Here is a 15,960-nt window from a genome sequence, read left to right on the forward strand (position 1 = left end):
TTTATGTGTGTGACGAGTCAGCTTGGATGAACCGGCTATACATGGCATCCAGAATATGCTGAAGCTCGGAGTGCAAAGATTGAATGGCAGTTACGTTCTCCAGATTGTGCATCATACCCAGAATAATGGCACGCCGCGGCGTGAATTCCATCATCTCCTGCCTGAGAATGGCAATGGTTTCAAGTACATCATTCTTCGGTTGTCCAGCAGGCAATTCGGAAGCAGCGATATCCTGCATTTGCTTGATAATATGAATAGGATGCCGCATCACCGTGGAATCTGGATGAGGTTCGGTAATCCAGGCAGGCCAGTCCTCCAAAGGAATCAAAGGCAACGGTCTCTGCTTAAGGAATCCGTGCGCTGCATAGTCCATCATTTGCAGTAAATTTGTTGCCATTTTGGTAACAGTAAGGGAGGGCATCTCTGTAAACCAGATCTTGACGTAGGAGAGGAACAGCCCCTGTGTTAGCAAAATAAGGTCAATCGTATAAGGTTCAATCTCCGACCCGTACTGCTCCTCCAGCTTATCCTTAAACCAATGTAAGGTACGGACCTCCAGATCTCTTTGCAGCGGATGGCATTGTTCCTTGCGTTGCTGTTCATCATCCATCATCATGCTGCGCATCTGTACTCGCAGAAACTCCTTAAGTTCGGCAACATGGATGAGCAGTGTCTCAATCTGCTTTTGCAGACGTTCACGCGAGGTGAGGCTGGTTTCATGCTCAATCTGTGTCATCTCGTCCATGAGTGTGTACATGCAGTACTCCAGAGTACTGGCTTCTAATTCTTCTTTGGATTTGAACATGATGTAGAGGCTGCCTTTGGACATCCCGCATAATTCTGCAATCTCTTGCATGGATGTTGCAGCACTGCCTTTGGATGAGAATAACTTTAGTGCTGTAGTAATGATGAGCTTTTTCTTCTCATTCATCTCATGTATAGGGTTCATTAACGATGCATTCACCTCATCAGGGAACTTGTGAGTTCTTGAATTGACTTTAAGGTCAAAATAAGTATAAACGATCTGGTTGAAGGAATTCAAATGGGAGTAAAATGGAAAATTAGAGCGAAGAAAAGAGACTGATCAAAGGGAAGGAGAGACGGCAAGTAACAAGGTGCAGCTTGTATGTACGATATGGATAAGGTATCAAGAACGCTTTAGTTAGTTTCCTCCAGTGAAGGCGTACAAGGCGAGTATAATAATGGCGACAAAAGCGATGAGATAGAAGATGGCCATGCCGATCAGAAGGGTATACCCTGTATAAGAGCCCATGCGTGCCAATAACTTTCTAATAATTACGACATCCTTTCTTACGTAGCAAAGTATAAAGAGGTTCCCTATTTATATCATTCCCCAAAAAAGACGACTTCCTGATTGAAGTCGTCTTTTTTATATTACAAAATGTAATAGATATCATAATGGAAGCCAAGAGTTACACGATAACGGAGATGGCAGAACCAAACTTGAAGAAACGAAGTGTTCGCCTTAAAGCTTTCTGTAAGAAAGCTTCTTCGGAAGCTTATGCTACCACCGGAGTTATAGAGTGTAATTCAGTTGTTCCGTTATGTGATCAGTTTCAGACCAACGGCTGCCACCAAAATCATCGCGATGAACAGGATACGCTTCGCTTCTTTCCGTTCACCAAACAGGAACATGCCTGTTAACGTACTGCCGACCGTCCCGATCCCCGTCCACACGGCATACGCTGTGCCCATGGGAATGGACGTCATGGCGTAGGACAACAACGAGAAGCTGAACACAAACGACACCAGCATAAGTACGATATAAGGCCATCCTTTCTTGGTGGAAGCACCATTAATACCGATTACGCCGAAAATTTCACATATCCCTGCACCTACAATTGCCATCCAAGCCATTATACTGCACCTCCTTTGGCTTCTTGCTGATCCGTAACCAGTTTCAGCCCGATTACGCCGCAGAGCAGCAGCCCGATGAGCAATACTTTGGCCAAGCGGAACGGCTCACCGAACAGTACCATTTCCGTGAGGACGGTACCCGCCGTACCAATTCCCGTAAAGACGGCATACACCGTACCCACAGGTAGCCTTTTGGAAGCGGCAATGATCAGTCCAAAGCTGATCACGATGGCAATCCCCGTCAAAGACCACTCCCAGGCATTCGAGGCATGTTTCAGCCCGCTCACCCAGACAATCTCAATAATTCCACCGATAAATACATATAACCAATTGCGGTTCATGATGTTGAATCTCCTTCCGGCACAACACTTTGTGCCTCTTCGTTCAAATGATGAATGCCATGCCAGAAGACAGGCCAGGATGCTTCCAGCCGTCTCTTGTAGCGACGGGAACTTCCATAGATAATCTCCACGGTAATCCCGTCGAGGAACGTCATAAATGCAATAGCGGCTTGTTCTGCTGGAATGGCTGGAATATCTTCATTACGCATTGCCCGTTGCAGCAGACGAGTCAGTGCGCGTTCCATACCATCGATAAACGGATACACCTGATCCATCACTTCGCCATATAGAGAAAGGGGTGGGTAAAAACAATTACGCAGCATCAATCGAGCCGAAGCATGGGCATTGTATTCTTGTTCGAACCAGACCAGCAAGCCTTTCAGCCTCTGCTCCAATGGTAGATCCGCATGATCGCGGAAATATTCCAGTGTGTGCCGTTTTACCTCGTGAAAGGCAAAGGCCAGGGTGTGTAAAAACAAGTCATCCTTGCAGCTAAAATGTGCATATATGGACGGTTTTTTAATCCCGACTTCATCAGCAATAGCTCTCAGAGAAGCTCCCTCATAGCCATCTCTGGCAAAATGGAACAGGGCTGCATCCCGAATGGATTGTGCAGTCATTCAATCACCTTCCTAACGGTCGTTAGGTAATTATATTTTCACACTTCACATTCCCTGTCAAGATGAAAATATCCGCCTGCACAGTAGAGTACAGACGGACATAACAGTTATGAATGTGGTTTTTGATCAGAAGGTTGTAAAACCCAGAATCAGTTGCAGCTTATATAGGATACCTTTCAAAAACGTAGTCTTCTCCTGGAACTCATCCAGGTCTAACGTGAATTCGGCATCATTATTATTCCAAATACGCTCGAAATAATTCGCGATATCAAGCGTGAACTTATTGTCTGGAGGAGCAGCAACCCATAGATCATTCTCCAGATTGTAGTCATTCAGGTTTCGAGGTGTGAAGTTGGTTGAACCCCCGAGGACAATATGATCACCGGTCGCTTTGGCAAGATAGATCATCTTGGTGTGGTATTGCTCCTTGGTGGTGTTATACCAGCGGATCTGAATTTTACCGTCGGATTTATCGTGCAATTCAGCAGCGACAGGACGGTTCGGAATGCCGATCTTCTCCTGACCAAAGGCATTTTCATTTGGATCAAGTACAAGCCGGATCTCGGTTCCTCGTTTTGCGGCTTCCAGCAGGGCTTCCAATACTTTCGGAGAGGCCACATAGAACATGCCCATCCATAAGGTGTCACCTTTGCCAGCCTGATTGATCTCATGGAGTGCAGCGTCATTCACTTTGCCTTCAGTTAAATAGCGAATTCGTAAATCTCCCGTATTCGAATCCGGGGAAGGAGCTGTGTAGGCAGGAACCTGGCCTCCGCCTGAGAAGTCGAGAACAGCTTGTTCTGACTGAAGAATATCGCCAATGATTGGACCTGTTACTTCAAATGCAATGTTCGAGTGGTAGGCACTCGCATCATGAATATTGCCAGAAGAAACAATCGCCGTCTTCTCACTAACAACAACTTTGCGATGATTTGCTTTCACATTGAGCAGCTTGAGATAGGAACGGACCGTTACATCCGGGCCATCCGTGGCCATCAGGTTTTTGATCCAGCCATCTCCGGATTGGCCGAACCATTGGAAGAAGGTACGCCAGACCGCAGAGTATACCGGAGTTGAATCACGCAAAGGGTCCACATCCGTGATGACCACATGAATGCCTGCTTGTTTCATTTGTTCCAGCAACGGATTGGGTGCTGAGTTATAGTTGGTATTTACTTCATCTGTAATGAACCAGATGTCCATATCAGGATGTTGATTTTTTTTTGCAACCAGCGCTTCGGTGAATTCAGTACTCACGGGAGGAAAGTTCTGTCCCTTGTGCTGATAATTATTGAACAGGAACATATCCACCAGGACAAACTGCTCTGCTTCCTCCACAATTTGCATCATGCGCTGGAAAATCTGTTGTTCGTGCTGCATCTGTCCGTCAGATGAAGGGTAGGTGAGGTCATGCAGGAACTCGACTTGATCCACACGATACTCCGGACTTTCGTAGGAAATCCCTGGTGGTAATGGTTTGTAGGTCTGATAGAGCATGACGGCGATGAGCCATAGGACCAATAGGACGAGTCCTGTTCGTATGTATGGAAATTTGCCGCGTGAAGACTTGCGGTCTGATGTATGGCGGCGTAATGAGACCAACGGTGGACTCCCCCTTCTGTACTTGCTGACTTCTATTACCACACGGATGATAACGTTGACGCAGGACAACCCGGTAGAATAACTGATGTAGCGGTAAAATGCATATGGCAAAATTGGCAGGATGTAATCGACAGGTGTCTGAGCGTTGTGTATAATGAGTGTATTATTTTTGTAGAATGTTAGGGTTTTCATATGCCTGACAAGGACGGGGAACCAATGATATAACCTTTGAAATCTGGACATTTAGGAAAGAAAGTGGGTAATAAGGTGTATTCCATCAAACAAGTCGCTGCCATGCTCGGTATCCCGACGGTGACGCTCCGGGCTTGGGAGAATCGGTATAGTGCGGTCACCCCTGAGCGGACGGAATCGGGGTATCGAATGTATACCGAAGAGAATGTTGCGGATCTGCGCTGGTTGAAAGAGCAGGTTGAGCTGCATCAGACCAATATTTCGGAAGCGGTACGGATGTTGAAAGTAAACAAATTAAATCCGCCCGAGGCTGTGCCCATGCCGATCATGGCTCCGGTGCCTACGATGGAAGAAGCCTACGCACGCATGGCAGATCAGATCTATGACTCGCTCTACAACTTTCAGGGTGAACGTGCCAATGGTTTGATTGATTTTGGTTTCACCATGTATGGGTATGACTCGATGTTCTATCATGTGTTGGTGCCCATTCTGGTTCGGGTTGGTGATGCATGGGAGAAAGGCAGGGCTTCGGTGGCTCAGGAACACTTCATGACACAGCTGATTTCACAGCGGTTTTATCAGTTTTTCCATCTGTTCCCGATCTATCCGCATCTGCCCAAAGTTCTGGCGTTGTGTCCGGAAGGGGAGCATCATCAGGTCGGATTGCTGCTGTTCTCTCTCTTTATGCGTAAAAATGGGGCGGAAGTACTGTATCTTGGTGCGAACACGCCAGAAGAAGGTATCTTTCCGATTATCCGGGAGCAGAAGATCAAGTTGGTCTGCCTTTCGATCACAAGTCCAGGGCTTCTTGAACGGTGTGATCAACTTATAGAACGGATTAAAAACGAGTTTCCACATATTCGCTTCGTACTTGGTGGAAAGGGCTATGAGCGTGCAGAACATGCTCGTTACCCGCAATGGATTATGCCAGAGGATTCAGCGGATTGGCAGTCATGGATAGAACGTGAGTATCTCGCAGATCGACCAACTGGTGCGAGGTTTGGACAGGCACATAACTAAACATATCGTATCATTCAATGAATAGGTTAATGTATAAAGGACATCCTTTGACGAAAGTGATCAAAGGGTGTTTTTTGTGTTTATATATGGATTAGTAGAGTATTTTGACCAACGGGTCATTTTTTGGTTTACAAGGTCGTATAATATTTGTATTATATTTGTATAATGTTTTTGCTAGTTACCGCTTAAAGTGTTCTTGGGTGGTTTAATAATAGGTTAGGGGCTAGAGAACTATAGGAATTCCCTACATAGAAAGGTGAGTGGCATGATACCGAATCAACAACGCAAACGTGCAGCTGTCATTGGCGCAGGTCCGGGTGGACTTGCAGCAGCGATGTTATTGTCCGGTCAGGGGTACGAGGTAGATGTGTATGAGAAACAGCCAGTCATCGGGGGGCGTTCTGCCAGATTGGAACTGGGTGAATATCGATTCGACCGGGGTGCAACATTTTTGATGATGCCTCAGCTGATTGAAGAGATGTTTGACGTGGTGGGACGTAAGTTATCTGATTATGTGCATATGAAAGAGTTAACCCCACTGTACGCACTGAACTTTGGTGATAAGGTGTTCACGCCTTCTCGTAATCGGGAAGATACAGCTGCACAGATTAAGGAATTGTTTCCTGGCAATGAAGACAATTACCTTCGGTTCATGCAAGAAGAAGAAGTGAAGTTTGGCAAAGTCATGCCTTTGCTCCGTCGTCCTTTTGGCAAGCTGACTGACTACTTGCGCAAGGATGCGGTAACAGCTCTACCCAAGCTTGATGTCCACAATACAGTCTATGGAATCTTGTCCCGCTATTTTACAGACGAGCGTCTGCGCTGGGCATTTACATTCCAATCCAAATATCTCGGCATGTCTGCCTGGGATTGTCCGGGTACCTTTACCATACTATCGTTTATTGAGCATCACTACGGATTGTTCCACCCCATTGGCGGCGTGAATCGGATCTTCCAAGCCATGGCTGATGTCGTGGAAGAATACGGAGGACGAATACATACTTCCACCCCGGTGAAACAGGTCATCGTTCGCAATGGTCGTGCAAAAGGTGTGTTGCTTGAGAACGGTGAACGCATCGAAGCGGACCATGTGGTGGTGAACGCCGACTTCGCACATGCGGTGAATCATCTGTTCGAACCGGGCGTGCTTAAGAAATATACCCCGGAGAAAATGAAACGCAAAAAGTATTCCTGCTCTACAGCAATGCTGTATCTGGGCGTGGATGGTGATGTGGCCCTTCCGCATCACTCGATCTATTTTCCAGAGGACTACCGGTTGAACGTTGATGAGATTACCAAGCACAAAATGTTATCAGCCGATCCATCTCTATATATTCATAACCCTTCCAGACTTGATTCGACGCTGGCACCGGAAGGGAAATCTGCTTTATATGTTCTTATGCCTACGCCTAACCTTACCGCAGACATTGATTGGGAAGCAGAACGGGAGAATGTGCAGGAGGCCATGATGAAACGCATGGAAGGTATTCCTGAGCTGGCCGACATACGCAGCCGTATTGAAGAATGTATGCTGTTCACTCCACTTGATTGGGAGACTGAACTGGATGTGTATCGCGGAGCAACATTTAATATGGCACATAATTTGGGTCAGATGATGTACCTGCGTCCCCATAACCAGTTTGAAGAGTTGAAAAGTGTATGGCTGGTAGGCGGCGGAACACATCCGGGCAGCGGGTTGCCCACGATCTTCGAATCGGCACGGATCAGTGTCAGACTGATTCAGGAAGAGGACGCACGCACAAGTTCCAAGCCATCCTCGTACGTGAAGACGGCAGAAGTCGGAGGGCATTCATGAAGCGGGCCACTATTGTAGGGGCAGGGATTGGTGGACTTACTTCTGCGCTGTTATTGAACCGTCAGGGCTGGGATGTCACCGTCTATGAACGGGGTTCTCGCGTTGGCGGGCGCATTGGATATGAGCAGGAAGGGGAATACCGGATCGATCAGGGGCCAACGATCGTACTTCTGCCGGAGATGTTACTTGGCATACTGGAGGAAGCAGGCGTAGATCGTTCGAAGATTGAGTTGCTTCGCTGTGATCCGTTATACAGAGTGTATTACCACAGTGGTCGTGTCATGACCAAGATGACCTCACGAGAAGAGCAGACGGCGGAGATTGAACGTTTGTTCCCAGGAGAGAGCCGAGGATTCACACGATTTATGAAAGATATGGACACGTTGTTTCCGGCAGGCCGGGCAGCGTTTCTGGAAAGGGCTTTTCCGCGCAAAAGGGATTTCTTCACCCCTTCGCTCATGTCCCTCATGGGCAGACTGCGTGCACACAAAAGTGTTCGGAAAGCGGTAGGCGATTATTTTCACCATGAGGAATTGCTTGACGCCTACTCTCTGCAAAGTCTATACATCGGTGGATCACCGTTTGGGACGCCAGGTATCTACTCCCTTTTGCCTTACGCAGAGCATGAATACGGCATCTGGATGGTTAAAGGTGGATATGCGGCATTGCCAGCCATGCTGGAACAGGAACTGATATCACGTGGTGGACGTGTTGTGCTGAATTCCGAAGTGACCGGACTCACGATTGAAAATGGTGTGTGTAAAGGTATAGAAACGGCAGCAGGCGCAGAACATGTGGATGCAGTTATCTACAATGGTGATTTCCCCCATCTATCAGGTTTGCTTGGACATTCACCAGAGGTAGCACGGAAAAGAAAACCATATCGTCCCTCTTCTGGATGTGTATTGCTCTATGTGGGCGTGGACAAAACCTGGGAAGATGCAACAACACACCAGTTCTTCCTGCCACCGAGTCTTGAAGGCAGTCTACAGGAAGTTTTCAATCAGCGACGCATTCCGGCCAAGTCCTCATTCTACGTATTTAATCCGGTCGCATTGGATGAAACTGCAGCACCTCCAGGACAGAGTGTATTATATTTCCTCATTCCGGTGCCTGATGCCGAAGGTGTCGACTGGGATCAAGAGAGCGAAGCATTGGCAGAACGTGTACTGGAAGAAGCGGAGCAACGTGGATTCCCGGGACTTCGTGCAGCGATCAAGTGGAAAAAGGTACGTACACCCGCTGACGCAGAGCGAGACGGGCTCTATGGGGGCGGAAGCTTTGGTATAGCACCTGTATTGTTTCAGTCCGGTGTATACCGGCCGCAACCCAAACCATTCCCTAATATAAAGGGATTATATGCAGCAGGAGCATCTGTACATCCAGGAGGCGGAGTGCCAATTGTAATGCAAAGTGCACGTATGGCCGTCAATCAACTCATGAAGGAGATGGGAACATGAATGAAGCGATTTTGAGCAGGTGTGAAGAGTTGATGCAAAAGGGTTCTTCCTCTTTTTATCACGCCTTTAGAGGGCTGCCAAGTCCACGTCGGGAAGCGGTATATGTCATTTATGCCTTCTGCCGCATGATTGATGACAGTGTAGACGAGCCGGAACATTCGCCCTATACGATACACGAGATCCATGACTTGTTTAATCGGCTAGACGATGCGGAAGGTCACTTTATCTGGCCAGCACTGAGATGGTTGTTCAGCAGTTTTCCTCATCTGGATAAGGGGCCATTCTTCCGTCAGATGGAAGGGCAACTCACAGATCTTAAAGTAACGCATTATGCAACGATGCAGGAACTGGAGCATTATTGTTATCTGGTGGCCGGAACTGTAGGTGAGATGTTGTTGCCTGTATTGCGGGATGATAACGGTGCAGAAGTAGCCATGAACGGGATTGCTTTGGGTAAAGGGATGCAGATCGTTAATATTATCCGGGATGTTGGTGAAGATCGGGCCAGAGTGCGCCGGTATGTTCCGCTGGAGATCATGGAGAAGCATGGTTACACGGAGCAGGACTTTGAAGACGGAGTCGTGGACGAACGCTTTATTGCCATTGTTCATGAGTTAAAAGCTGCAGCATTGAACTGGTTCCGTATTGGCATGGATCGTCTGGATACGTACCCAACGGAAAGTGCGTTTTCCATTGAGCTGGCAGCAGCCTTTTACTCCACCATTCTACACGCGGTTGAACGCAACGACTATGACGTATACACCAAGCGGGCATATGTTAGCGATGAATTGAAACTGGAGATGCTGGGTGCGATTGTGAAACGTTACCCGATGCTGGCCTATCAAGCCTCCCGAACGGCGGTATCCTGATGATCCAGTGGCTTTACTGGGCGTGGTATGTCATTGGAGCTACCTTGATGCTAACGATCGGTGTGCCTGACGTATTGTCCTTTTCGAATGGTTTATTTCTAATCTTCTACGCATTGTATGTGCTGGATCTGATCTATCAAGGGCGTAATCGGACAGGTCTGTCCGACCAGTCAGTCATCTGGCTGAAACCCGGACTCTGGATATCCTCTGTAATCATCTGGCTTGGAGGTATGGGCGTAGAGTGGGTAGGCGTGCATACCCATTGGCCGTTTGGTGAGTATGCTTACTCAGACTTCTTCGGGATTCATCTATTCAGTGTGCCAGTTACACTGGGTTTTGCCTGGATCGCAGTGGTTGGTAACTCGGCGCTGTTAAGTGGCGGCGGCTCAACCTGGACTGGAAAATTGCTTCGAGCAGTGAAGACCGGGTTCTGGGCGATTGTTCTTGATCTGGTACTCGACCCTGTTGCGCATGCGAGAGGATTCTGGGAATGGCAGGCTCCAGGTGGATTCTACGGTGTTCCGTGGACCAATTACATAAGCTGGTTTATCATGGGTGCATTCCTGTCCCTCTTCCTTCCAGCCATGCCTGGTGACCGTAGCTCATTGCTGCGTGCAAAATGGTTGTATCAGCTGTTTATTCTTTTGTTCGGCCTGCTTGCTCTAAAGGAAGGGATTACGGGTAGCTTTATCATCGCCATTGCTGGGATGCTTCTTGCCGAAGGGAGCTGGCTCTATGATTCGCGCCGTAAAATCAAAACCGTTTAATCGTATTTTTGCCTTATACAATCATTATTATCTGCTGCGTCGGCGCTTCCGCTCCTTCACGCTTACAGGGTCACTGGACCCGCAGGTGGATATCAGGGACAACTCCCCGATTGATCCAACTCGTCCGGTGATCTATTTTATGAACCACAGCTCCTGGTGGGATGGTCTGCTGCTCTATCATGCGGCCAGGCAGACATCACGAGGAGATCATTATGTGATGATGGAGGAGCAACAGCTTCAGCAATATGCTTTTTTCCGTAAATTGGGTGCGTATTCGATCAATAAGGAGAGTGCGTCCGGTATTCGGACCTCTCTACAGTACACCAGTGAACTGCTGGATTTGGGCAAAAGAGTCTGGGTTTTTCCACAAGGAGAAATTCTGCATCAGGAGGCCAGACCGATTCAGTTCCGTCCAGGCATTGGATTGTTGCTTCGTCGCTCCCCGAATGCCATCGCCGTACCGGTAACCTTGTGCCATGGGATGGTCCAGCATGATCTACCGGAAATATCGATGCATGCGGGCCCGGCTGTGATGGAAGACTGGAAGGCGTGGAAGAGTGAAGAGATTGCCGCCAGACTCGGCGATGTGCTGCAACAGCAGTTAGACGATCACAGATCAGAGCTTATACGGGTGGGGCAGGGAAGTTTGCCAGATGCGCTTCCGTTGATTCGTCATGTACGTTCGACAAGTGAAAAATACGATGCGGCACGAAAGCGGGTGAACCGTTAGCATGAATGCATCTGAGATCTTCTGGACTGTGCTTACAAGCATATTGGGTATACAGTTGCTGTTCGCTCTATGGAATGTCTCCTGTCTGCCCAAAGTACGGTCATTCCGGGCAGACAAGATAAAACCACCAGACCTGCTGGTCTCGGTACTGATTCCGGCCAGAAATGAAAGACTACATATCGAAGGATGTCTGGAAAGTGTACTCGCGAGCGAGACATCGGGATTCCGGATGGAAGTATTGGTGCTGGATGATCGCTCTGAAGATGAGACAGCGGCCATGGTACAAGCGATTGCGGATCGCGATGCACGTGTGCGTCTGCTGCATGGCGTCGATCTTCCCGAAGGCTGGATGGGGAAATCTCATGCGTGTCACAGGCTGGTTCAGGAGGCCAAGGGAGAATGGTATATGTTCGTGGATGCGGATGTGCGTCTGGAGCCAAGTGCGATTCGGCAGACGCTTGCAGCAGGTTGTGAACAGAGCGGGGGGCTGGTAACCGGTTTTCCTTATCAGGTAACGAAGACGTGGATGGAAAAGCTTGTTGTGCCCATGATGGTCTTCACCATCATTAGTCATCTGCCCATTTTCATGATACGCAGATCATCCAGTCCGATGTTTGTGGCCGCTACGGGGGCTTTTTTGCTGATTCATCGCTCCAGTTACGAAGCATCCGGTGGTCATGCTGCCATTCAGGCACATCTGGTGGATGACATGAGTCTCGCCAAAGCGGTTAAGCGTGCAGGTCATCCGGTGATGCTGACAGACGTGCATGACGTAACAAATACCCGCATGTATCAGAACGGTGCAGAAGTATGGAACGGGTATAAGAAAAACATGTACGAAGGCATGGGACGCAAAGACGTGCTGCTGCTTGGCACGATGTTGATGTATACGCTGATGTATATTGTGCCTCCGCTGGGCTTGATTATTGGACTCATGACGGGTAGTTCGGTGTCCGTTCTGTATGGATTGATAGGAACATTATTAGGTATGGCTGTGAAAAGAGTAGCGGATCATGCTGGCGGACAGCCCTGGTGGCTTGCCCTTCTGCAACCGGTCAGCATGGCCTGTGTCATTGCCATCGGACTTGCTTCCTGGCAGACAGGCCGCTCCGGCAAGGGGTATGTATGGAAAGGTAGGCGGTACAGTTGAGAGGTAACGTCATTATAATCGGTGCAGGATTCGGAGGTCTGTCGTGTGCGATACGACTGGCTTCACAAGGTGTGCAGGTGACCATTCTGGAACGGCAGCAACACGTAGGTGGCAAGCTGCAGCAGATTGAGCGGGACGGGTATCATTTTGACCGGGGACCGAGCACGATCACGATGCCATCCACTTTTCGTTCAGTCTTCGATCATGCGGGAGTAACGATGGAAGATTACGTACAGTTATATGAGTTAGAACCACGCACGCGTAATGTATTCGCAGATGGAACAGTGGTGGATTTGTCAGGTAATCGCGGGTGGATGAAGGAGCAGATCGCGGCGTACAGTCCGGAAGATGCAGCTCGTTATGATGCATTTATGGATGAGTCTGCTGCACTGTATGCGGAAGCCAATCGTCATTTTCTGGGTAAGTTGTTGTTGTCTCCTTCTGACAAATACAATCTTCAGATGCTGCGCAGCCTGCTCCGCGTGCGGCCAACGGTGAAGCTGGATAAGCTGTTGCGCTCGTATTTTCAGCATCCGCATACGCTGGCTATGTTCGGACGGTACGCGACCTATGTGGGATCATCGCCGTATCAGTCGCCTTCGATCTTTGCCATGATGGGTCATGTGGAAGCAGAAGTCGGCATCTACGGAGTCAAAGGAGGAACCTATCAACTGATCGAAGGAATGACTCGTCTGGCACAGGAAAAAGGTGTACAGATCATTACCGGCACAGAGGTCCGGCAGATTGTTGTTCGGAATGGCAAAGTGGCAGGCGTGGATACGGATCAAGGCTTCCTGGAATCGGATCAGGTGGTTGCCAATGGAGATGTGCTTAGCGTGAATCGCTTGCTGCTCGCACCGGAACATCGGAAAGAGATGAGCGATGCGCGCATACGGAAATATGAGCCCTCCATTTCGGGATTTGTGACGCTTGCGGGTGTGCGAAGACAATATGATGCACTGTTGCATCATACGGTTTTCTTCCCGGAACGGTATGAACCGGAGTTTAACCATATTTTCCGTGAACGTAAAATGCCCGCCGATCCCACGATCTACATCTGTTATTCCGGTTATTCGGAAGCAGGTATGGCCCCAGCGGGAGCCAGTAACCTATTCATTCTGGTCAATGCCCCCTACTTGTCGGATTCATGGAATTGGGAGCAGCAGACGGAACGTTATGGAGCGTTTGTACTGGAACAATTGGCGGCGCGGGGAATTATAGGACTGAACCAATCCGATGTGCTGATCCGGTACACGCCGCGAGATATCGAACGGGATACCTTGGCGCATCAAGGGTCGATCTACGGCATCTCGTCCAACTCGGTGAAGCAGACCTTTATGCGACCAGGCAACCGAAGCAAAGATGTACAAGGACTCTGGTACGTCGGCGGAACAACACATCCAGGCGGCGGCACACCGATTGTGACGTTGTCCGGGCAGCTTGTTGGTGAGCAGTTGGCATCGGAGATTTTGAGATAAGTTTGTTGTGCAGGATGATGGAGTGAAATGTGTTCTGTTGATCCATTTGCGTGTGCATCGCCATCTTCCGTGCTACCCCGTTTTGGAGATGGGATGGAAGATCCGTGCTTTTGAGTAGGCATAAAATAGTGGTGCTCCGAGATTTAAGTGAGACATTTGGTGTCGGGGCATCCTTTCAATAGGTGGATTGGAACGTTATACTGGATAGAGTTGAGCTGTAATGCTTATTTAATAAATGTTTTGTCTTTTTTACAAAAGACTTATATACATAGAAGCTAGGAACAGGCAGGTTATCCTGTCGATCCGCACGATTCTCACATAGGAGGTCTCATCATGAATGAACAAGAGCGAGCCGGCGAACGGCTGCTTCCCGAAGTGGCTACGGGAGAACGGAAGCTAGAGCACGTGCGCCTCTGTCTTGAGGAGAATGTGGCAGGAGAAGGGGTAACCAGCGGTATGGAGCGGTATGCGTTTCGCCATCACCCACTGCCGGAACTGGATTTTGAAGAGGTGCATCTGGAAACTTCGTTTATTGGCAAAAAAGTACGTACACCCTTGCTCATCAGTTCAATGACGGGTGGAAGCAAAACAACGGGCGCCATCAATGAGCGCCTCGCTCGAGTAGCAAACGCCAGAGGTTGGGCGCTCGGCGTAGGTTCGATCCGGGCTGCCGTGGAACAGCCGGAACTGGCAAGTACCTTCGATGTGCGGCGCTGGGCACCGGACATCCCGGTCATTGCCAACCTGGGCGCGGTGCAGCTGAACTATGGCTTCACCACAGCTGATTTTCAGCGTGCCGTAGATATTGCGGGAGCGGACATGCTCGTGCTTCACTTGAACACGTTGCAGGAAGTTTTTCAGCCGGAAGGTAACACCAACTTTAGCGGATTATTTCAGCGAATTGAGAATTTGTGTCGTGAGCTAGACGTGCCTATTGGCGTAAAAGAAGTAGGTTTTGGCATCGATGGTGTGACGGCTCAACGCTTATATGAAGCGGGTGTCGCGTTTATCGATGTGGCCGGGGCAGGTGGTACAAGCTGGGTACAGGTGGAGAAATACCGCAACAATAACCCGGTACGCCGGGCAGCTGCTGAAGCTTTTGCTGACTGGGGCATTCCCACAGCAGAGTGTATTCAGGAAGTGCGAGCGCTGAACCCTACTGGTGCCCTGATTGGCAGCGGTGGACTGTACACAGGCGTGGATGCGGCCAAAGCCCTCGCGCTCGGTGCAGATCTGGCTGGTTTTGGCCGATCTCTTCTCGAATCTGCAGTCGCATCGGATGATGCGCTGGATGAGCGTTTGGAACAGGTTGAGTTTGAACTTCGTACTGTCATGTTTGGCATTGGTGCAGGTCAGATTGAGGATTTGAAGCAGACAACATGTCTGGTGGAACGGCGGTAGATAAAACCAGAGATGACGTCTTGCTGAACAGTTTTGACTTGTGAGAGTATGCGCTGGGCCCGATGGAGCAACTTCCGCTAACGAACCTGCAACACCTTATTTGGCAATATAGGCGTTAGTTGGGAATCTAACGAATCTCACACAAGCTAATGGGATAGAAAACTGCGATTTGCAGCGGATGACGCCAAAGAAAGAGTAAATAACGAGTCTATAGTTCGTTAATATTTAAAAACGCAGGAAAAATGCTGAATAGTGTCTCTCGGGTTCGTTAGAATGTGAGGGAAACGTGGAACGGTTCATGGATCGAACTTGGCACTTTAACTTTGGACTGCGACAAGTCAATTGATTACTATTGGTGTATTACTTTTAGCATGTCGATAATCAACGGCATGCTTTTTTGTAATGTATAACAAGATGAAGATTTAATTCAAAGTAAAATTTATTATTGTTTGTTAATACATTACACATTATGATTGATGAGTCTTAAGGAATGTTTTTTAATGATTTTATAGGTACAAAGACTCACTTATAATTAAGGGAAGGATGGATTGATTCACAACTAAAGGTTAAAACATTGAAATTTTAAGTATATATTTAAGTTTTAGATATCCAAAGTAATAATGCAGGTTTTTTAAG

14 protein-coding genes are annotated in these 15,960 nt (G+C 48.5%); 9 read left to right on the forward strand and 5 right to left on the reverse strand.

From position 1 onward, the window contains the following. Window position 1: 1 nt before the first annotated feature. From ACE04G_RS06630 to ACE04G_RS06650, 5 genes are all read right to left on the reverse strand, one after another. Window positions 2-949, reverse strand: a complete 948-nt coding sequence (locus tag ACE04G_RS06630; RefSeq protein ID WP_211084010.1) for a TetR/AcrR family transcriptional regulator — start codon at window positions 947-949, stop codon at window positions 2-4. Between the two features lie 614 nt (window positions 950-1,563). Then, a complete protein-coding gene (locus tag ACE04G_RS06635; RefSeq protein WP_017691901.1) occupies window positions 1,564-1,878 on the reverse strand; it encodes a DMT family transporter in 315 nt (104 codons plus the stop codon). After that, window positions 1,878-2,219 carry a DMT family transporter gene (locus ACE04G_RS06640; RefSeq protein WP_221825442.1) on the reverse strand — a complete coding sequence of 114 codons (342 nt, stop codon included), beginning with the start codon at window positions 2,217-2,219 and terminating at the stop codon, window positions 1,878-1,880. The genes ACE04G_RS06635 and ACE04G_RS06640 overlap by 1 nt, the downstream gene beginning before the upstream one ends. Continuing rightward, window positions 2,216-2,839, reverse strand: coding sequence for a TetR/AcrR family transcriptional regulator (locus ACE04G_RS06645; protein WP_449004036.1), 624 nt, complete (start codon window positions 2,837-2,839; stop codon window positions 2,216-2,218). The genes ACE04G_RS06640 and ACE04G_RS06645 overlap by 4 nt, the downstream gene beginning before the upstream one ends. A gap of 126 nt (window positions 2,840-2,965) precedes the next feature. Continuing rightward, the gene (locus ACE04G_RS06650) at window positions 2,966-4,441 is read right to left on the reverse strand and encodes a phospholipase D family protein (RefSeq protein WP_486094272.1); all 1,476 of its coding nucleotides are present in this window, start codon (window positions 4,439-4,441) and stop codon (window positions 2,966-2,968) included. Window positions 4,442-4,708: 267 nt separating this feature from the next. On the opposite strand from ACE04G_RS06650, the gene ACE04G_RS06655 reads away from it, so the two are divergent. The 9 genes from ACE04G_RS06655 (at window position 4,709) to fni (ending at window position 15,324) form a co-directional block, all read left to right on the forward strand. Then, window positions 4,709-5,653, forward strand: coding sequence for a MerR family transcriptional regulator (locus tag ACE04G_RS06655; protein ID WP_486094274.1), 945 nt, complete (start codon window positions 4,709-4,711; stop codon window positions 5,651-5,653). Between the two features lie 265 nt (window positions 5,654-5,918). Continuing rightward, window positions 5,919-7,469, forward strand: a complete 1,551-nt coding sequence (locus ACE04G_RS06660) for a phytoene desaturase family protein (RefSeq protein ID WP_449004033.1) — start codon at window positions 5,919-5,921, stop codon at window positions 7,467-7,469. Further along, window positions 7,466-8,929, forward strand: a complete 1,464-nt coding sequence (locus ACE04G_RS06665) for a phytoene desaturase family protein (RefSeq protein WP_449004032.1) — start codon at window positions 7,466-7,468, stop codon at window positions 8,927-8,929. Before ACE04G_RS06660 ends, ACE04G_RS06665 begins: the two co-directional genes overlap by 4 nt. Then, complete coding sequence (locus ACE04G_RS06670; protein ID WP_339179965.1) at window positions 8,926-9,798, forward strand: phytoene/squalene synthase family protein; 873 nt, start codon at window positions 8,926-8,928, stop codon at window positions 9,796-9,798. The genes ACE04G_RS06665 and ACE04G_RS06670 overlap by 4 nt, the downstream gene beginning before the upstream one ends. Beyond that, window positions 9,798-10,565: a carotenoid biosynthesis protein gene (locus ACE04G_RS06675; protein WP_237177389.1), complete on the forward strand. Its 768-nt coding sequence runs from the start codon at window positions 9,798-9,800 to the stop codon at window positions 10,563-10,565. The genes ACE04G_RS06670 and ACE04G_RS06675 overlap by 1 nt, the downstream gene beginning before the upstream one ends. Next, complete coding sequence (locus ACE04G_RS06680) at window positions 10,534-11,295, forward strand: lysophospholipid acyltransferase family protein (protein ID WP_449004031.1); 762 nt, start codon at window positions 10,534-10,536, stop codon at window positions 11,293-11,295. Before ACE04G_RS06675 ends, ACE04G_RS06680 begins: the two co-directional genes overlap by 32 nt. A 1-nt stretch (window position 11,296) precedes the next feature. Next, entirely contained in the window at window positions 11,297-12,445 is a 1,149-nt protein-coding gene (locus ACE04G_RS06685) for a glycosyltransferase family 2 protein (protein WP_449004030.1), read from the forward strand. Beyond that, a complete protein-coding gene (locus ACE04G_RS06690; protein WP_449004029.1) occupies window positions 12,442-13,923 on the forward strand; it encodes a phytoene desaturase family protein in 1,482 nt (493 codons plus the stop codon). Before ACE04G_RS06685 ends, ACE04G_RS06690 begins: the two co-directional genes overlap by 4 nt. 333 nt (window positions 13,924-14,256) lie before the next feature. Continuing rightward, window positions 14,257-15,324, forward strand: a complete 1,068-nt coding sequence (gene fni, locus ACE04G_RS06695) for a type 2 isopentenyl-diphosphate Delta-isomerase (protein WP_449004028.1) — start codon at window positions 14,257-14,259, stop codon at window positions 15,322-15,324. Window positions 15,325-15,960 lie beyond the last annotated feature (636 nt).

The organism is Paenibacillus sp. AGC31, assembly GCF_057334655.1.